18 protein-coding genes are annotated in these 17,346 nt (G+C 60.5%); 15 read left to right on the top strand and 3 right to left on the bottom strand.

Features of this window, described 5'->3' with window-relative positions; genetic code table 11:
* The first annotated feature begins 34 nt into the window (after nucleotides 1-34).
* The 9 genes from FJD34_RS13945 to FJD34_RS13905 all read left to right on the top strand — a co-directional run bounded on the left by FJD34_RS13945 (nucleotide 35) and on the right by FJD34_RS13905 (nucleotide 8,567).
* Entirely contained in the window at nucleotides 35-1,036 is a 1,002-nt protein-coding gene (locus FJD34_RS13945) for a diguanylate cyclase domain-containing protein (protein WP_032858211.1), read from the top strand.
* Nucleotides 1,037-1,272: 236 nt separating this feature from the next.
* Nucleotides 1,273-2,368, top strand: a protein-coding gene (gene prfB, locus FJD34_RS13940; protein ID WP_139115691.1) for a peptide chain release factor 2 whose coding sequence is annotated in 2 segments (ribosomal slippage) — nucleotides 1,273-1,344 and nucleotides 1,346-2,368 — 1,095 coding nt in all. Because the reading frame shifts where the segments join, the coding sequence is not laid out codon by codon here.
* A 110-nt stretch (nucleotides 2,369-2,478) separates the two neighbouring features.
* Complete coding sequence (gene lysS, locus FJD34_RS13935; protein WP_032858210.1) at nucleotides 2,479-3,981, top strand: lysine--tRNA ligase; 1,503 nt, start codon at nucleotides 2,479-2,481, stop codon at nucleotides 3,979-3,981.
* A gap of 108 nt (nucleotides 3,982-4,089) precedes the next feature.
* The gene (locus tag FJD34_RS13930) at nucleotides 4,090-4,806 is read left to right on the top strand and encodes a TetR/AcrR family transcriptional regulator (RefSeq protein WP_029300174.1); all 717 of its coding nucleotides are present in this window, start codon (nucleotides 4,090-4,092) and stop codon (nucleotides 4,804-4,806) included.
* Between the two features lie 155 nt (nucleotides 4,807-4,961).
* A complete protein-coding gene (locus tag FJD34_RS13925; protein ID WP_065943332.1) occupies nucleotides 4,962-5,510 on the top strand; it encodes a hypothetical protein in 549 nt (182 codons plus the stop codon).
* 21 nt (nucleotides 5,511-5,531) lie between these two features.
* A complete protein-coding gene (locus FJD34_RS13920; protein WP_029300170.1) occupies nucleotides 5,532-6,809 on the top strand; it encodes a flavohemoglobin expression-modulating QEGLA motif protein in 1,278 nt (425 codons plus the stop codon).
* A 107-nt stretch (nucleotides 6,810-6,916) separates the two neighbouring features.
* Complete coding sequence (locus FJD34_RS13915; protein ID WP_032858204.1) at nucleotides 6,917-7,831, top strand: alpha/beta hydrolase; 915 nt, start codon at nucleotides 6,917-6,919, stop codon at nucleotides 7,829-7,831.
* Nucleotides 7,828-8,154, top strand: a complete 327-nt coding sequence (locus FJD34_RS13910; protein WP_090290567.1) for a hypothetical protein — start codon at nucleotides 7,828-7,830, stop codon at nucleotides 8,152-8,154. Before FJD34_RS13915 ends, FJD34_RS13910 begins: the two co-directional genes overlap by 4 nt.
* Before the next feature lie 98 nt (nucleotides 8,155-8,252).
* A complete protein-coding gene (locus FJD34_RS13905) occupies nucleotides 8,253-8,567 on the top strand; it encodes a hypothetical protein (RefSeq protein ID WP_050593310.1) in 315 nt (104 codons plus the stop codon).
* A 90-nt stretch (nucleotides 8,568-8,657) separates the two neighbouring features.
* On the opposite strand, the gene FJD34_RS13900 is transcribed toward FJD34_RS13905, so the two are convergent.
* The 3 genes from FJD34_RS13900 to FJD34_RS13890 form a co-directional block, all read right to left on the bottom strand.
* A complete protein-coding gene (locus FJD34_RS13900) occupies nucleotides 8,658-9,440 on the bottom strand; it encodes an OmpA family protein (protein ID WP_090290568.1) in 783 nt (260 codons plus the stop codon).
* A gap of 54 nt (nucleotides 9,441-9,494) precedes the next feature.
* Complete coding sequence (locus FJD34_RS13895; protein WP_090293058.1) at nucleotides 9,495-9,920, bottom strand: DUF4398 domain-containing protein; 426 nt, start codon at nucleotides 9,918-9,920, stop codon at nucleotides 9,495-9,497.
* Nucleotides 9,921-10,210: 290 nt separating this feature from the next.
* Complete coding sequence (locus FJD34_RS13890) at nucleotides 10,211-10,555, bottom strand: hypothetical protein (RefSeq protein WP_032858198.1); 345 nt, start codon at nucleotides 10,553-10,555, stop codon at nucleotides 10,211-10,213.
* A 201-nt stretch (nucleotides 10,556-10,756) separates the two neighbouring features.
* Between FJD34_RS13890 and ppc the strand changes: the two genes are divergently transcribed.
* From ppc to FJD34_RS13860, 6 genes are all read left to right on the top strand, one after another.
* A complete protein-coding gene (gene ppc, locus FJD34_RS13885; protein WP_065943333.1) occupies nucleotides 10,757-13,402 on the top strand; it encodes a phosphoenolpyruvate carboxylase in 2,646 nt (881 codons plus the stop codon).
* 293 nt (nucleotides 13,403-13,695) lie between these two features.
* On the top strand, nucleotides 13,696-14,343 hold the full coding sequence (gene adk, locus FJD34_RS13880; protein ID WP_032858195.1) for an adenylate kinase: 648 nt from the start codon (nucleotides 13,696-13,698) through the stop codon (nucleotides 14,341-14,343).
* Nucleotides 14,344-14,433: 90 nt separating this feature from the next.
* Nucleotides 14,434-15,120 (top strand): tRNA (adenosine(37)-N6)-threonylcarbamoyltransferase complex dimerization subunit type 1 TsaB, encoded by a 687-nt coding sequence (tsaB, locus tag FJD34_RS13875; RefSeq protein WP_032858193.1) that lies wholly within the window; start codon nucleotides 14,434-14,436, stop codon nucleotides 15,118-15,120.
* 160 nt (nucleotides 15,121-15,280) lie between these two features.
* Complete coding sequence (locus tag FJD34_RS13870; protein ID WP_032858192.1) at nucleotides 15,281-15,601, top strand: hypothetical protein; 321 nt, start codon at nucleotides 15,281-15,283, stop codon at nucleotides 15,599-15,601.
* Nucleotides 15,601-16,461, top strand: coding sequence for a DUF72 domain-containing protein (locus tag FJD34_RS13865; RefSeq protein ID WP_090290569.1), 861 nt, complete (start codon nucleotides 15,601-15,603; stop codon nucleotides 16,459-16,461). Before FJD34_RS13870 ends, FJD34_RS13865 begins: the two co-directional genes overlap by 1 nt.
* 25 nt (nucleotides 16,462-16,486) lie before the next feature.
* Entirely contained in the window at nucleotides 16,487-17,329 is an 843-nt protein-coding gene (locus FJD34_RS13860) for an isocitrate lyase/PEP mutase family protein (RefSeq protein WP_032858190.1), read from the top strand.
* The last annotated feature ends 17 nt before the right edge of the window (nucleotides 17,330-17,346 follow it).

Here is a 17,346-nt window from a genome sequence, read left to right as displayed (position 1 = left end):
CCTGGCCTGCACGTAGTAATTCAGGTGACCGCAAATGAATGATTTACAGCTCGACGACTTCAAAACCGATGAAAACGCCGCCATGGTGTTGCTGGTCGACGACCAGGCGATGATCGGCGAAGCCGTGCGGCGCGGTCTGGCCCATGAGGAGAATATCGACTTCCACTTTTGTGCCGATCCCCACCAGGCCATCTCCCAGGCGATCCGCATCAAGCCGACGGTGATCCTGCAGGACCTGGTCATGCCCGGGCTGGACGGCCTGACCCTGGTGCGTGAATACCGCAACCACCCGGCGACCCAGAACATCCCGATCATCGTGCTTTCCACCAAGGAAGACCCGCTGATCAAGAGTGCCGCGTTTGCCGCCGGGGCCAATGACTACCTGGTCAAGCTGCCAGACAATATCGAGCTGGTGGCGCGCATCCGCTACCACTCGCGCTCGTACATGACCCTGCTGCAGCGGGACGCGGCCTATCGCGCGCTGCGGGTCAGCCAGCAACAGTTGCTGGACACCAATCTGGTGCTGCAACGCTTGATGAATTCCGACGGTTTGACCGGGTTGTCCAACCGCCGGCACTTCGACGAGTACCTGGAGCTGGAATGGCGGCGCGCCATGCGTGACCAGACCCAGTTGTCGTTGCTGATGATCGACGTGGACTTCTTCAAGACCTACAACGACAGCTTTGGCCACCTGGAAGGTGACGAAGCATTGCGCAAGGTAGCGGCGACCATTCGCGATGCCAGCAGCCGTCCTTCTGACCTGCCGGCGCGCTACGGGGGCGAGGAGTTTGCCCTGGTGCTGCCCAATACTTCGCCTGGCGGTGCGCGACTGGTGGCCGAGAAACTGCGCCAGGCCGTCGCGGCACTGAAGATCCCGCACATAGCCCCGGCCGATGGTGCGAGTCTGACCATCAGCATTGGTTTGGCGACCATGACGCCACTGCTGGGGACCGATTGTCGGCAGTTGATCTCGGCGGCGGACAAGGGGTTGTACCTGGCCAAGCATAATGGGCGCAACCAGGTGGGGATTGAATAACCCACAGAACACCGCCAACCCAATGTAGGAGCTGGCTTGCCTGCGATGGCGTCTCCTCGGTCTACTTGATACACCAAGGCGTCTGCATCGCAGGCAAGCCAGCTCCCACATTTGCTCTTTATCGGGCTGTGGATATCGCACAAACCCCGCCTTTTCGGCCAAGCGGACTGCCGTTTTCGGCCTTTTGCCGTTATACTCGCCGGCTTTCAAAAGTTCGCCAACGAGTGCTGCCCGCCATGGAAATCAACCCGATCCTTAACACCATCAAGGACCTGTCCGAGCGCTCCGAAACTATTCGGGGGTATCTTTGACTACGATCAAAAGCATGAGCGTCTGACCGAAGTCAATCGCGAGCTTGAAGATCCGGCTGTCTGGAACAAACCTGAATACGCCCAGGAACTGGGCCGCGAGCGCGCTGCGCTGGCGCAGATCGTGGATACCCTCGACGAATTGAACACTGGTCTGGGCGATTGCCGCGACCTGCTGGACATGGCCGTCGAAGAAAACGACGAAGGCGCAGTGGGCGATGTCGTCGCCGAGCTGGCCCGTCTTGAGGAAAACCTCGCCAAGCTTGAATTCCGCCGCATGTTCAGCCACGAAATGGACCCGAACAACGCCTACCTGGATATCCAGGCTGGTTCCGGTGGCACCGAAGCCCAGGACTGGGCCAACATCCTGCTGCGCATGTACCTGCGCTGGGCTGACAAGCGCGGTTTCGAAGCAACCATCATGGAGCTGTCGGCCGGTGAAGTCGCCGGTATCAAGGGCGCGACCGTGCATATCAAGGGTGAATACGCCTTTGGCTGGCTGCGCACCGAGATCGGCGTACACCGCCTGGTGCGCAAGAGCCCGTTCGATTCCGGCAACCGTCGCCACACCTCGTTCTGTGCCGTGTTCGTCTCGCCAGAGATCGACGACAAGGTGGAAATCGAGATCAACCCGGCCGACCTGCGCATCGACACCTACCGCTCCTCCGGTGCCGGTGGCCAGCACGTAAACACCACCGACTCGGCCGTACGTATCACCCACGTACCGACCAACACCGTGGTCAGCTGCCAGAACGAACGTTCCCAGCACGCCAACAAGGACACCGCCATGAAAATGCTGCGGGCCAAGTTGTACGAGCAGGAAATGCAGAAACGCAATGCCGCGTCCCAGGCGCTGGAAGACACCAAGTCGGATATCGGCTGGGGTCACCAGATCCGTTCGTATGTGCTTGATGCCTCGCGGATCAAGGATCTGCGCACTAACATCGAACGCAGCGATTGCGACAAGGTGCTCGACGGTGACATCGACGAATACCTGGAAGCCAGCCTGAAATCAGGCCTGTAATACATGCAACGCGGGATTGGCTGACACTCCTCGACCCCTGTGGGAGCGGGCTTGCCCGCGATCCCCGGCCGCAGGCCGGGGACAACGAACCAGATGGAATATTTAAAGACATGAGCGACCAACAACTCGATCCGCAAGCCCTGCAACAGGAAGAAAACTCCCTGATCGCCCTGCGCAAGGAAAAGCTTGCTGCCGAGCGCGCCAAGGGTAACGCCTTCCCCAACGACTTCCGCCGCGAAAACTACTGCGATGCCTTGCAGAAGCAATATGCGGACAAGACCAAGGAAGAGCTGGCAGAAGCTGCGATCCCGGTCAAGGTGGCAGGTCGCATCATGCTCAACCGTGGCTCGTTCATGGTGATCCAGGACATGACCGGGCGCATCCAGGTCTACGTCAACCGCAAGACCCTCTCGGAAGAAACCCTGGCCTCGGTGAAAACCTGGGACATGGGCGACATCATTGCCGCCGAAGGCACCCTGGCCCGTTCCGGCAAGGGCGACCTGTACGTGGAAATGACCAACGTGCGCCTGCTGACCAAGTCGCTGCGCCCGCTGCCGGACAAGCACCACGGCCTGACCGACACCGAGCAGCGCTATCGCCAGCGCTACGTCGACCTGATCGTCAACGAAGAAGTGCGCCAGACTTTCCGCGTGCGTTCGCAAGTGATCGCGCACATCCGCAGCTTCCTGATGGCGCGCGACTTCCTTGAAGTCGAAACCCCGATGTTGCAGACCATTCCGGGTGGCGCTGCAGCCAAGCCATTCGAAACCCACCACAACGCACTGGACTTGGAAATGTTCCTGCGTATCGCGCCGGAGTTGTACCTCAAGCGCCTGGTGGTTGGTGGCTTTGAAAAGGTGTTCGAGATCAACCGCAACTTCCGTAACGAAGGTGTCTCGACCCGCCACAACCCAGAATTCACCATGTTGGAGTTCTACCAGGCGTACGCCGACTACGAAGACAACATGGACCTGACCGAAGAACTGTTCCGCGAGCTGGCGCAGTTGGTCCTGGGCAGCACCGACGTGCCGTACGGCGACAAGGTGTTCCACTTCGGCGAGCCGTTCGTGCGCCTATCGGTGTTCGACTCGATCCTCAAGTACAACCCTGAGCTGACCGCTGACGACCTGAACGACATCGACAAGGCCCGTGCCATCGCCAAGAAGGCTGGCGCCAAGGTCCTGGGCTTCGAAGGCCTGGGTAAGTTGCAGGTGATGATTTTCGAAGAGCTGGTGGAGCACAAGCTGGAACAGCCGCACTTCATTACCCAGTACCCGTTCGAAGTCTCGCCGCTGGCCCGTCGCAACGATGACAACCCGAACGTCACCGACCGTTTCGAGCTGTTTATCGGTGGTCGCGAAATCGCCAACGCCTATTCCGAGTTGAATGACGCGGAAGACCAGGCCGAGCGTTTCATGGCCCAGGTGGCTGACAAGGACGCCGGTGACGACGAAGCCATGCACTATGACGCTGACTTCGTCCGCGCGCTGGAGTACGGCATGCCGCCGACAGCCGGTGAGGGCATTGGTATCGACCGCCTGGTGATGTTGCTGACCAACTCCCCATCGATTCGCGATGTGATCTTGTTCCCGCACATGCGGCCGCAAGCGTAACCTTAGCGAATCCCGAAGCCGCCTTTTATAAGGCGGCTTTTTTGTGTGGCCTGTACTAACGTCAAGCGTACGGCGCCAGACTATTGTTGAGTGAGAGGACGATCTTTCGTGAAGCGCGTAATGGCTCAAGAAGGCGCCGCTGGCATTGCGGCTGCCGTGGCTGAAAGTGTTCAGTACCAGGGACGCAAGGCCAGCCGCCAGGGCAGTGAACAGCGTCGCCAGGATATTCTCGACGCGGCCATGCGCATTGTCGTGCGCGATGGCGTGCGTGCGGTGCGCCATCGGGCAGTGGCGGCGGAGGCCGGTGTGCCGTTGTCGGCCACCACCTACTATTTCAAGGACATCGACGATCTGCTTACCGACACGTTTGCCCAGTATGTGGAACGCAGTGCGGCGTTCATGGGCAAGTTGTGGGTGCGCAACGAGGGCCTGTTGCGCGAGATGGTGGCCTACGGTGACGGCAGTGCCGAGTCGCGCTCGCAACTGGCTGATGACATTGCGCGCCTGACCGCCGATTACGTCCTGCGCCAACTGCTCAACCGCCGCGAGTACCTGATGGCCGAACAGGCGTTTCGCCAGGAGGCTTTGTTGAACCCGCGCCTGGGCGAGTTGGTGCGCTCTCACCAGCAGATTTTGTTGCAGGGCACTTGCCAGTTCTTCCAGGTCCTGGGCTCCCGCGAACCTCAGCAAGATGCCAAAGTGTTGACGGCGATTATCAGTCGGATGGAATATCAGGGCCTGCTGTTCGAGCCTGAGGCGCTGACCGGTGAAGAGATGCTGGAAATTCTCAAGCGCTACATGCACTTGGTGCTGGCTTCGGTCTGAGGTTTTTGCAGCACTATGGACTTGCCCATGTAGGAGCGAGCTTGCTCGCGAAGGGCGTTAACGATGACGCGGGGAACCTGACTCCCCGCGTTGCCTTCAGGCTTTTCGCGAGCAAGCTCGCTCCTACAGAAGATCGCTCATTGCTGGAGTATCCGATGAAAGCTTGGCGTGTACTGGTGATCGCAATGTCGTTCCTGTTGCTCAGTGGCTGCTTGGTGACTTTCAAGGAGCCCTTGCCGGCCAGCGAGGCCGCCCCTGACGCGCTGCTGGGCAAGTGGGCCAGCCGCAATGCCTGGGGCGAGCCGCTCGACCTGCAGATCAGCCGGACGGGCCAGCATCGCTACAAGGCGGTGAGCACCTCGCAGGCCGAGCCGGTCAAGCGCGATGAGTATGAGTTCAGCGTGTCCCGCCACGGTAGCCGCTGGTACCTGTCGGCGCCGCTGCCAGACAAGCTCGGCGGGCATTTTATCCTTGCCGGCTTCGAATTGAATGATGCCCGCGAACTGGTGGTCTATAACCTCGATCCCGAGGCGGTCAACCAGGCCATCGCGCAGAAAATCCTGATTGGCAGCAGCGTGGAAACAGCCGAGGGTGACGGGACATTGATCGACAGCCCCATGAATCAGGTCCTGGCTTACCTGGACGACCCGGCCAACGCCGATGTGTTTGTCGAAGCCGTGCGCTATCAGCGCGTGGGCAAATAACGTTTAAAGAGGAAGCACCGGGTGGACGATTACCAGCAGACGATACGCACCTTGTCCGATCGCATTGTGCTGGCGCAAACACCGATTCGCGTCCTCGACGCCGTGAAGTGGGACGACAACATTCGCAAGGGGTTCCTGCAGGGCAAAGGCAAGCACATGCCGGCGGTGGACCGCGACTATTACCTGAACCGGCCATTGTCGTTCGATTCGAGCAAGGTGAAGCTGGAGTTCCAGAACATCGAGCGCGATATCACCCGCCAGTTGGGCCAGTTCAACCCGGTCGGGCAAATCATGCGGCGCATGTGCAAGGAGTACCGCATGGTGGTGCGCATGCTCGAAGCCCGTGGCACCGAGGACTTCGGCCTGATTTCCCAGGAACTCTACGGCGCCGCGTCCGATGCATTCCATGCCGGCGACCCGACCCTGGCCGACCTGGGCCTGATGCTTTCCGATTACCTGAACAACATCGACGGCCGTGGCGATCTCAAGGACGAAGCCAAGACCCTGACTGCCAAGGACGCCGTGAGCCTGCTGCAAAGCCGCTTGAACAAGGTGTTTGGCGAGGCCGAGGAAACCATCCGCGTATTTGAGTCCGACGGTATCGTCGCGGACGCGGCGGCGGGGGCCGACTACATCAAGATTCGCGCCGATGCGATGTTCAACGAGCGCGATGTGCGGGCCCTGGAAGTCCACGAAGGCCTGGTCCACGTCGGCACCACGCTCAATGGCCAGAACCAGCCGATCTGCACGTTCCTGTCCAAGGGCCCGCCGTCCTCGACCGTGACTCAGGAAGGCCTGGCGATCCTGATGGAGATCATCACCTTTGCCTCCTACCCCAGTCGCCTGCGCAAGCTGACCAATCGCACCCGTGCGATCCATATGGTGGAAGAGGGCGCGGACTTCTTGCAGGTGTTCGAGTTCTTTCGCGAACAGGGCTTTGAAATGGCCGAGAGCTATGGCAACGCCAGCCGGGTGTTCCGTGGCTCGACGCCGACGGGCCTGCCGTTTACCAAGGATTTGTCCTACCTCAAGGGTTTTATCATGGTCTACAACTACATCCAACTGGCCGTGCGCAAAGGCAAGCTGGAGCAGGTGCCGCTGTTGTTCTGCGGCAAGACCACCCTGGAAGACATGCGCACCTTGCGCCAGTTGGTGGACGAAGGCCTGGTGGTCCCGCCCAAATACCTGCCGGACCAGTTCCGCGATATGAACGCGCTGTCGGCGTGGATGTGCTTCTCCAACTTCCTCAACCACCTGAGCCTGGACCGGATCGAGGCGGATTACTCCAATATCCTCTAAGCAATATCCCTGAAGGAGGCCAAGTCAAAATGTGGGCGCGGGCTTGCTCCCACTTTTGATTTTCATCGGCCTGTCGATTTCCAACCCCATTTGCGAGGTTTCAACGGATGAGACTCCTCGGCATTCTATGCCTGCTCCTGACCCTCAACGGCTGCAGCTCGCTGCTGTTCTACCCCGAGCCCGGCCTGCCGTTTACCCCACAGCAGGCGCGCCTGGAATACCGCGACATCACCCTGACCACCGCCGATGGCTTGAAATTGCGGGCCTGGTGGCTGCCGGCCAAGCCTGGCGTGCCGCTCAAGGGCACGGTGCTGCACCTGCACGGCAACGGTGGCAACCTGGCCGGGCACCTGGGTGGCAGTTGGTGGCTGCCAGCCCAGGGCTATCAAGTGCTGATGCTGGACTATCGCGGCTATGGCGTATCAGAAGGCAAACCTTCGTTGCCGGCCATCTACCTGGACCTGGACGCGGCCTTCCAGTGGCTCGACCAGGCCCCCGCAACCCAGGGCCAGCCGCTGATAGTCCTCGGCCAGAGCCTGGGCGGGGCGTTGGCCGTGCATTACCTGGCTGCCCATCCCGAGCGCCAGCCTCGGCTCAAGGCGTTGGTATTGGACGGTGTACCCGCCAGTTATCGTGATGTAGGGCAATTCGCCCTGAGCACTTCCTGGTTAACATGGCCGTTTCAGGTGCCGTTGTCGTGGCTGGTACCGGACGCCGACAGTGCGATCCACGCCATGCCACAGCTGACTGGCGTGCCGAAACTGCTGTTCCACAGTCTGGATGACCCGATCGTGCCGCTTTCCAACGGCATCCGCCTGTATCAAGCTGCGCCGCCACCCAGGGTGCTGCAACTGACCCGGGGTGGGCATGTGCAGACTTTTGCCGACAAGACCTGGCAAACCGTGATGCTGCGTTATCTTGACGACCCGCAGCATTTCAATGGCTTGCGTCGCCTGGGGGAAATTCCCAATTACCCGGCGGCGCCCAATTCCAACATTGAATCATCAGAGAGCCCGCAATGAGCGAAGAACGCAACATGATCCCCCTGATCCTCACTGGCATCGGCACCATCATCGGCACCGTCGGCTGCCTGTGGTACTACGGCTACCTGCACTTCGCCAAGCCCGAGGATGCGTTGCTGCTCAGCGACTTCACCATGCTTAAGACCGTTCCTGGCGAGGACTATAAAGTCTCCCTCATGCCGGCTCCCCAGGTGGCGCAGTGCGTTGACGGTGTGCTGGTGTTGTTCGATACCGAGCAAAAAGGCCTGACGGGCGTGCTGGTGAATAACAAGAAGCAGGCGGTGCGTTGCATGGGCCAGGAAACCCCGCAATTGCAGGAGTAAGCCGGTCGGTAGTTTTTGGAACCATATCCTGTATGACACCACTGATTGGGTTGTCAGCGTTGCTGACAAGTAACCCTTTAATTCAGTGGAGTATCACTATGAGTATTGGTGGCGTAGGTGGTGGTAGCGGGTTTGGCAACTTCGGCGGTGCCGGCATGGGTGATTCCGGCAATATGGTCGGCAAGGGCGCCGAGGGTGGTCAACAGCAGGGCGGTATTGACCCTGAAGCGCTGAAGAAACTCCTGGCGCAACTGTTGGGTGGTGCGGGTGGCGCAGGCGGATCCCAGGGCAGTGGCGGCAGTGGTGGCGGCGAGGAGGGTGATCAAGGCCCTATGAGCAAGCAGATGAGTGGCGAGGGACAGCAAGGCATGCAGATGCCTCAAGAGAACGACAGTAAGATCAACTTCGGCTAATCGCAAGAAATCTGCCGACAGGTGTTTTTTTGCAAAAAAAGCCTTGCCTGGAACACAGGCAAGGCTTTCAGGCCAGTAGACGTCAGTCGGTTATTGCACCGAAGAGCGTGGCTTGACCGGCTGGTTGTCGTTGGAGATGGTCACTTCAACGCGACGGTTCATGGCACGGCCCGAAACGCTGGCGTTATCGGCAACCGGGTATTCCTTGCCGTAGCCGGCAGTCACGATGCGGCTTGGATTAACGCCCATCTTGATCAGCGCAACCTGTACCGAAGTGGCACGGCGCTCAGACAGGGTCTGGTTGTAGGCCGCGCTGCCGGTGCTGTCGGTGTAACCTTCAACAATCACTTTGCGATCCGGGTTTTCCTGGAGGAACTGCGCCAGTTTGTTGATGTTCACCAGACCGCTGGATTTCAGGTCGGCCTTGTTGGTGGCGAACAGCACATCACCGAAAGTCACCAGGGTACCGCGTTCAGTCTGCTTGGCATTCAAGCTGTTTTGCAGTTGCTTGATCTGCGCATCGCGGGCTTCGAGCAGGGCACGGGCACGTTCGTCGCCGGCGTTTTTCAGTTTGGCTTCGGACTCGCGCAGGGCGATGGTGTCCTTGGCTACTTCAACACGCTGGTTGGTCAGGTAGGCCAGTTGGTCGACCTTCTTCTCGTCTTCCTTGTCACGGTAGGCCTTGTCGGCCTTGTCCAGCCATTCGCTGGCGTCCTTGGTTTCCAGGGCGGCGATTTTGGTCGCTTGCGGGTTGGCTTGCAGGGCCGAGAAGTTGGTCCGTGCATTTTCCAGGTTCGCGTTCGGCGGGGTGGAGCAAGCCGCCAGTGCAACGCTCATCGCCAGCAGGGCAGGGATCATCAATTGTTTACGCATAGTGGTGTCGTCCTTTCAATTCGATTTCGGGTGCGATGCAAACAAGGGCGGTGCTTACTTCTGCTGGATCACAGCAGGGCGCATGCCTTCGTTACGCAGCTCCTGGACAGCCTTCTGGGAATCCTTCACCGACAGCTCGGCCTTGGCCGCCTGGGCCTTGCGCTCTGCAACGCGCGCATCCCATTCAGCCTGTTCGGCCAGACGACGGGCTTCGTCGTACTTCTTGTCATGCATGGCCAGCTCGGCTTGCTTGAGCTTGTCCTGGGCAGCCTTCATTTCCACGGCCGCGTATTCGGTACCGCCAGCGCTCACGGCGCTGTTCACGGCCGATTGGGTCACGGCGTACTGCTCGGTCGGCGGGTTGCCGGCACAGCCCGCGAGGACGAAGCTGGTGCCGATTGCCAACGCGGCCAATTTGAGCCCGCGCAGATGGTTAAACGAGGATTTGGCAGTGCTGGTCTTCATCGTCTTCAACTCCATTGGATACTCCAGAAAAACATCAAATCCATCTTCGGTGGTCAGCGTTTGCGGTTTGGCGATGAACCTGTGCATGCCTTTTCAAACGCCTGTTACAGGTGATGGCTTACTGGCTGTGACCCGAGGCTTTTTTGAATAGTTCAGCAAAGATGGCGATTTGCCCGAAAAAACATCTGAACAAATCTGACTAAGGGGTCAGCGTTTAAAAAACGGAACTTTTGCCACGTGCAGCGGTATGCCGGGCCTATAAAAGGCCCGGAGTTCAAGGGGTTGGTGGTTTTAACAGATGTTTATCAGTGCTTCTGATCGTCAGGCATGGCCGACATGTCGTGCAGATAGCGCCGTGACAGCGACAGGAAACGCGGCGTCGGGCCTACGTCTTCATACAAGGGATCACCTTCTTCATCGGTGGCCACCACGTTTCGGCCCTGGATATACGGAAAGCTGGCTTCCAGCTCTTCCAGGGCGGCGCCGATCAGTTCGCCGAGCAATTCCTCGGTGCTGCGCTTGGGGTACATCTCGCGGATGGCCGCCAGCCGTGCGGCGGCCTCTACATCCAGGTGGATGGCATATTCGGTCTTGGTCAATCGACCCTTGGCGGTCTCTTCCCATTGCTGGGCCAGTTCTCGGATTTTCATGGCAACCTCAGTAAAGCCCAGGGTAGCGGGCGGTGATGAGTGACCGGTCGCGGCGTGGATAACGCGTCGACGTAACCTTGAGACTAGCTGCAACCCACAAAGTTGTCGGAGCCGGCTTGCCGAACATTGCTTGTAAGACCGCGCCTTGATCGGCACTCTTGAAGGTCAAAGCATCCCGGATTCCTGGCTGGAGATTGGCTGATGAGCGATATCGATGCACGTTTGCGTGAAGATGTTCACCTGCTGGGTGAGCTGCTGGGCAATACGATTCGAGAACAATACGGTGATGAGTTTCTCGACAAGATCGAGCAGATTCGCAAGGGCGCCAAGGCCGATCGCCGTGGCGGGGCAACGGAGGCGGCGGCTGGCGAAGAGCTCAGCGCCAGCCTCAATCAGTTGCAGGAAGACGAACTGCTGCCAGTGGCGCGTGCGTTCAACCAGTTCCTTAACCTGGCCAATATCGCCGAACAGTACCAACTGATTCATCGACGCGATGAATCCCAGCCGGCGCCGTTCGAATCGCGGGTGCTGCCCGAGTTGTTAGCGCGTTTGCAACGTGAAGGCCATAGCAGTGAGTCCCTGGCCCGGCAGTTGGCGCGCCTGGACATCGAACTGGTGCTCACCGCCCACCCCACCGAAGTTGCGCGCCGTACCCTGATCCAGAAATACGACGCCATCGCCGCACAATTGGCCCTGCAGGACCACCGTGACTTGACCTGCGCCGAGCGCGAGCAGATTCGCCAACGCCTGCAACGCCTGATCGCAGAAGCCTGGCACACCGAAGAAATCCGTCGTACCCGGCCCACGCCGGTGGACGAGGCCAAGTGGGGTTTTGCGGTAATCGAGCATTCGCTGTGGCATGCCATCCCCAACTATCTGCGCAAGGCCGATCAAGCCTTGCATGCCGCCACTGGCTTGCACCTGCCCCTGGAGGCGGCACCGATCCGTTTCGCTTCGTGGATGGGCGGCGACCGTGACGGCAACCCCAACGTCACCGCACCGGTCACCCGCGAAGTGCTGCTGCTGGCGCGCTGGATGGCGGCAGATCTGTACTTGCGTGATATCGATCACCTGGCGTCCGAATTGTCGATGCAGCGGGCCAGCCCCGAGTTGCAGGCCAAGGTCGGTGATAGCGTCGAGCCTTACCGGGCGTTGCTCAAGCAATTGCGCGAACGCCTGCGTGCCACCCGCAATTGGGCGCATGCGGCGTTGACCAGCAGCCTCCCGGCGCCGGCCGATGTACTGCAAAACAATCGTGACCTGCTGGAGCCGCTGGAACTGTGCTATCAGTCCTTGCACGCCTGCGGCATGGGGGTAATTGCCGACGGCCCGCTGCTTGATTGCCTACGTCGCGCGGTAACGTTCGGTCTGTTCCTGGTGCGCCTGGATGTGCGCCAGGATTCCAGCCGGCATTCGGCGGCGATGACCGAGATCACCGATTACCTGGGCCTGGGTCGCTATGAAGACTGGGACGAGGATGCGCGCATCACCTTCCTGATGAAGGAGCTGGCCAACCGCCGCCCCTTGTTGCCGGGCTATTTCAAGCCTTCGGCCGATACCGCTGAAGTGCTCAATACCTGTAAGGAAATTGCCGCCGCGCCGGCGGCCTCCCTTGGCTCCTATGTCATCTCCATGGCGGGCGCGGCGTCCGATGTGCTGGCGGTGCAGTTGTTGCTCAAGGAGTCCGGGGTGCAGCGGCCAATGCGCGTGGTGCCGTTGTTCGAGACCCTGGCCGACCTGGACAACGCCGGCCCGGTGATCGAACGCCTGTTGCTGTTGCCTGGCTACCGTGCGCGGTTGCAAGGTCCGCAGGAGGTGATGATCGGTTATTCCGACTCGGCCAAGGACGCAGGCACCACCGCTGCGGCCTGGGCGCAATACCGCGCCCAGGAACGCCTGGTGGATATCTGCCGCGAGCAGCAAGTGGAACTGCTGTTGTTCCATGGTCGCGGCGGCACCGTTGGCCGTGGCGGCGGCCCGGCCCACGCGGCGATTCTGTCGCAGCCGCCGGGTTCGGTGGCAGGGCGTTTCCGTACCACCGAGCAGGGCGAGATGATTCGCTTCAAGTTCGGCTTGCCGGATATCGCCGAGCAGAATCTCAATCTGTACCTGGCCGCAGTGCTGGAGGCGACCTTGTTGCCACCACCGCCACCTGCGCCGGCCTGGCGGCATTTGATGGATGAATTGGCGGCTGATGGCGTCCGTGCTTATCGTGCGGTGGTGCGGGAAAATCCGCAGTTCGTCGAGTACTTCCGCCAGTCCACGCCCGAGCAGGAACTGGGCCGTCTGCCCCTGGGCAGTCGTCCGGCCAAGCGCCGTGCCGGGGGGATCGAGAGCCTGCGGGCGATCCCGTGGATTTTCGGCTGGACCCAGACCCGCTTGATGCTGCCGGCCTGGCTGGGTTGGGAAGCGGCGTTGAGCAAGGCGCTGGAGCGGGGCGAAGGTGAGTTGCTGGGGCAGATGCGTGAACAATGGCCGTTCTTCCGCACCCGTATCGACATGCTGGAAATGGTCCTGGCCAAGGCTGACGCGGATATCGCCCGGCTGTATGACGAGCGTCTGGTACAGCCCGACCTGCTGCCATTGGGTGCGCATTTACGCGACCTATTGTCGCAGGCGTGCGCCGTGGTGCTTGGCCTGACCGGCCAGTCGCAGTTGCTGGCCCACAGTCCCGATACCCTGGAGTTCATCCGCCTGCGCAACACCTACCTCGACCCGTTGCACCTGTTGCAGGCCGAGCTGCTGGCCCGGTCCCGCCAACAGGAAGCGACACAGGACAGCCCTCTGGAACAGGCGCTGCTGGTGTCCGTGGCCGGTATTGCCGCCGGGCTGCGTAACACCGGCTGACATTTGTCGCGTGTTCTCAAGGGCTTGCAGACAAAACCGCCGGCTGACCCGAAAGGGCTGTGCCGGCGGTTTTGTGTCGGGGTTGCACCAAGGGATACCGCGACCAAAAGGCTTGTGTGGTGCGGGTTCTTCCGACTTTTGGCGGCTTGTGTGGTTAGGGCTCGCTGTGTATCTTGATCAGCCTTTGGCCGTTTGGGCGGCCTGGATTCGTATTTTTACGAGCATATTCTACGAGATTGGCCCCATGCGGCGAATCCGAGCGTCATCTTTATAAAAAATTGAGGAGCACATCGATGCGCGTCATTCTGCTGGGAGCTCCCGGGGCCGGTAAAGGTACTCAGGCAAAGTTCATCACTGAAAAGTTCGGCATTCCACAAATCTCCACTGGCGACATGCTGCGCGCAGCCGTCAAGGCCGGCACCGAACTGGGCCTGATCGCCAAGAGCGTGATGGACAGCGGTGGCCTGGTCTCCGACGACCTGATCATCAACCTGGTCAAGGAACGCATCAGCCAGGACGACTGCAAGAACGGTTTCCTGTTCGACGGTTTCCCTCGCACCATTCCCCAGGCCGAAGCCTTGGTGAAAGCCGGTGTTGAGCTGGATGCCGTGATCGAAATCGCGGTTGAAGATGAAGAGATCGTCCAGCGTATCGCTGGTCGTCGCGTGCACGAAGCCTCGGGCCGCGTTTACCACATCGTCTACAACCCGCCAAAAGTGGCTGGCAAGGATGATGTGAGCGGTGACGACCTGGTGCAGCGCAAAGACGACACCGAAGAAACCGTGCGTCATCGCCTGTCGGTCTACCACTCCCAGACCAAGCCACTGGTGGAGTTCTACCAGAAGCTGTCGGCAGCCCAGGGCAAGCCGAAGTACAGCCACATCCCAGGCGTGGGCTCGGTTGAAGCCATCACTGCCAAGGTGATGCAAGCGTTGAGCTGATCTGACGATTGGCTTGATGTTCAACGGCCCGCTTGCGGGCCGTTGTTGTTTATACTGGCGAACTTTTTTTCGATTTGGACACCCACACCGATGAGCACCCTGCTGGCCCTGGACACCGCGACTGAAGCTTGCTCCGTTGCCCTGCTGCATGACGGCAAGGTCACGAGCCACTATGAGGTGATCCCGCGCCTGCATGCGCAAAAGCTGTTGCCGATGATCAAGCAGTTGCTGCTCGATGCCGGCACCACTTTGTCGGCGGTGGACGCCATCGCCTTTGGCCGCGGCCCGGGTGCGTTCACGGGGGTGCGTATTGCTATTGGCGTAGTGCAGGGGCTGGCGTTCGCCCTGGAGCGGCCGGTATTGCCGGTGTCCAACCTGGCCGTGCTGGCCCAGCGCGCGCTGCGCGAGCATGGCGCGCAGCAAGTCGCGGCAGCCATTGATGCGCGGATGGATGAGGTCTATTGGGGCTGCTACCGCGAGACCGCCGGCGAGATGCGCCTGGTGGGTATCGAAGCCGTGCAGCCACCCGAGGCCACTGCATTGCCGGCCGAGGCCACGGGTGACTGGTTTGGCGCCGGCACAGGTTGGGGTTATGGCGAGCGCATCGCCGTACCCACGGTCGGCCAGGATGCCGCGATGCTGCCCCATGCCGAAGACCTGCTGACCCTGGCGCGTTTTGCCTGGGAACGCGGCGAGGCGATTCCCGCCGACCAGGCCGCGCCGGTATACCTGCGCGATAAAGTGGCGCAGACCAAGGCCGAACGTGGGATTGTTTGACGTCAAAAAAACGGGGATTTAGCGGCGAATTTCACCAATCGTCAGAATTTGGCCGGGTGTTTAAACCTTTCTTCATTTATGTGTTCTAGTTATCACCAGAGCATTTGCGTGCCAAGGAAAGTGCCGCTAAATTGCCATCATTGATCGCGGATCTGCATGCATGCGTATAGACGGCTTTTCCTCCCAGTCCTACCCCCTCAAGCGCAAGCCACGCAAGGCGAACGTGACGGTAGATGAGTCCGTCGAAGAATCCCCCGACTTTATTGAAGTCCAGCCCGAAACATCCCAGGGCGCGGCGCTTTCCGCACGTTCCCAAGGGGCCAGCGGTGCGCGTATCGGCGGCGTTCCGGCCCGCCAGCAAGACATGGTCTTCCCGCGCTCCATGAGCAAGAACGTCGCCACGGCCCTGGCCAGCTACCTGACCACCGCCGGCTTTGTCGAATGGGATATGGAAGTGCTGGGTCTCGATATCCACATCTGATGTTGCTGCCTTATTTCCTCGGTTGCCCGTCCTGGAGTGAAAACGCCTGGCGCGAGTACCTGTACCCACAGGACGCCCGCACCACGGATTTTCTCGGCCTGTATTGCCAGGTGTTCAATGCCTGCGAAGGCAACACCACGTTCTATGCGCGGCCTTCGGTCGCGACGGTGCAGCGCTGGGCCGAGATCATGCCCGCGCACTTTCGGTTTACCGCCAAGTTTCCCGGTGATATCAGCCACAGCGCTGACCTGCGCGAACAACTACCCGCTGCCGAAAGCTTCCTCGGCTTGATGAGCCCGCTGGGCGAGCGGGTTTCACCGCTGTGGCTGCAACTGCCGGCCAGCTTCACCCCACAGCGCCTGGGTGAGTTGGCAGGCTTTATTGACGGCCTGGAGCGCCCGCTGGCGGTGGAAGTGCGTCATCGCGACTTCTTTGCCAAGGGTGAAGCCGAGCGCAGCCTCAACCGCCTGCTGCGTGACCGTGGAGTGGAGCGCATCTGCCTGGACCCTCGGGCCTTGTTCAGTTGCACTTCAACCTCGGCCGCCGTGCTCCATGCCCAATCGAAAAAGCCCAAGGTGCCACCGCGTCCGGCCGCGTTGACGCAGTTTCCCCAGGTGCGTTTTATCGGCCATCCAGAGTTGGAGGCCAACGATCCATACCTGGTGCCGTGGGTTGATAAAGTTGCGGGCTGGATCGAGGAGGGGCGAACGCCCTACGTGTTCCTGCACACCTCGGATAATCGCCTGGCGGCCCAGTTGGCGATGCGCTTTCATCAGCAATTGATGGCGCGTTTGCCGGGGTTGCCGGCGTTGGCGCAACTGCATCGGGAGCCCGCGGTGGAGCAGTTGGGGTTACTCTAGGATTCTTTTGTGCCTGGAGTCAGTCATGGATGCCCAAACCCTTCGCGCCGAATCCTTTAGAGCCCTGCACGAGCGTGATCGTGCATTCGTGATGCCCAATCCCTGGGACGCCGGCTCCGCCAAGATGCTCGCCAGCCTCGGCTTTGAAGCCTTGGCCACTACCAGTGCGGGGTTTGCCTTCAGTCTTGGGCGTCCGGATGCCGAGGGTGCGCTTTCGCTGGAAGATACCCTGGGCAACGCTGAGATGATCGTCCAGGCTACCGCGTTACCGGTGGCAGCGGATCTGGAAAACGGCTTCAGCGATACGCCTCAGGGTTGCGCCCAGAGCCTGTTGCGCGCCGCCGCTACCGGCATCGTTGGTGGCTCCATAGAAGACGCCACCGGGATTGCGGTCGATCCAATCTATCCTTTTGACCTGTCCGTTGAGCGGATTGAAGCGGCCGTCGTCGCCGCGCGCAGCTTGCCATTCCCCTTCATGCTGACGGCCCGTGCGGAAAACCTCCTGCATGGTCGCCTGGATTTACCCGACACCATTCGCCGTTTGCAGGCCTACGCTGAAGCGGGCGCCGACGTGCTATATGCCCCCGGCCTGCGCAGTGCCGAGGAAGTATTGGCGGTGGTGCGGGCGGTGGCACCCAAACCAGTGAATGTGTTGATGTCCGGTGGCCTCAAGCTCTCGGTGGTGCAATTGAGCGAGATGGGCGTCAAGCGCATCAGCGTCGGCTCGGCTATGGCCCTGGCTGCCTATGGCGAGTTCTTCAGGGCCGCACGGGAGGTTCAGGAGCTGGGAACCTTTACCTTTACCGAACGCTCGATGCCGTTCAGCCAGGCCAATCAGTTGTTCAAGGGGGAAGCGCCGAGTACGTAAGTGTCGTCGCCGTTACC

This window comes from Pseudomonas brenneri, from assembly GCF_007858285.1.
In the GTDB taxonomy this organism is placed as follows: Bacteria; Pseudomonadota; Gammaproteobacteria; order Pseudomonadales; family Pseudomonadaceae; genus Aquipseudomonas; species Aquipseudomonas brenneri.
Note: the sequence above shows the minus strand (reverse complement) of the source record. Positions and strands in the feature narration are given on the sequence as shown.

Coding starts and splice junctions, on each gene's coding strand:
- FJD34_RS13945 (WP_032858211.1), top strand. CDS start 35: ATGAATGATTTACAGCTCGACGACTTCAAAACCGATGAAAACGCCGCC.
- lysS (WP_032858210.1), top strand. CDS start 2,479: ATGAGCGACCAACAACTCGATCCGCAAGCCCTGCAACAGGAAGAAAAC.
- FJD34_RS13925 (WP_065943332.1), top strand. CDS start 4,962: ATGAAAGCTTGGCGTGTACTGGTGATCGCAATGTCGTTCCTGTTGCTC.
- FJD34_RS13915 (WP_032858204.1), top strand. CDS start 6,917: ATGAGACTCCTCGGCATTCTATGCCTGCTCCTGACCCTCAACGGCTGC.
- FJD34_RS13910 (WP_090290567.1), top strand. CDS start 7,828: ATGAGCGAAGAACGCAACATGATCCCCCTGATCCTCACTGGCATCGGC.
- FJD34_RS13905 (WP_050593310.1), top strand. CDS start 8,253: ATGAGTATTGGTGGCGTAGGTGGTGGTAGCGGGTTTGGCAACTTCGGC.
- FJD34_RS13900 (WP_090290568.1), bottom strand. CDS start 9,440: ATGCGTAAACAATTGATGATCCCTGCCCTGCTGGCGATGAGCGTTGCA.
- FJD34_RS13895 (WP_090293058.1), bottom strand. CDS start 9,920: ATGGAGTTGAAGACGATGAAGACCAGCACTGCCAAATCCTCGTTTAAC.
- FJD34_RS13890 (WP_032858198.1), bottom strand. CDS start 10,555: ATGAAAATCCGAGAACTGGCCCAGCAATGGGAAGAGACCGCCAAGGGT.
- ppc (WP_065943333.1), top strand. CDS start 10,757: ATGAGCGATATCGATGCACGTTTGCGTGAAGATGTTCACCTGCTGGGT.
- adk (WP_032858195.1), top strand. CDS start 13,696: ATGCGCGTCATTCTGCTGGGAGCTCCCGGGGCCGGTAAAGGTACTCAG.
- tsaB (WP_032858193.1), top strand. CDS start 14,434: ATGAGCACCCTGCTGGCCCTGGACACCGCGACTGAAGCTTGCTCCGTT.
- FJD34_RS13870 (WP_032858192.1), top strand. CDS start 15,281: ATGCGTATAGACGGCTTTTCCTCCCAGTCCTACCCCCTCAAGCGCAAG.
- FJD34_RS13865 (WP_090290569.1), top strand. CDS start 15,601: ATGTTGCTGCCTTATTTCCTCGGTTGCCCGTCCTGGAGTGAAAACGCC.
- FJD34_RS13860 (WP_032858190.1), top strand. CDS start 16,487: ATGGATGCCCAAACCCTTCGCGCCGAATCCTTTAGAGCCCTGCACGAG.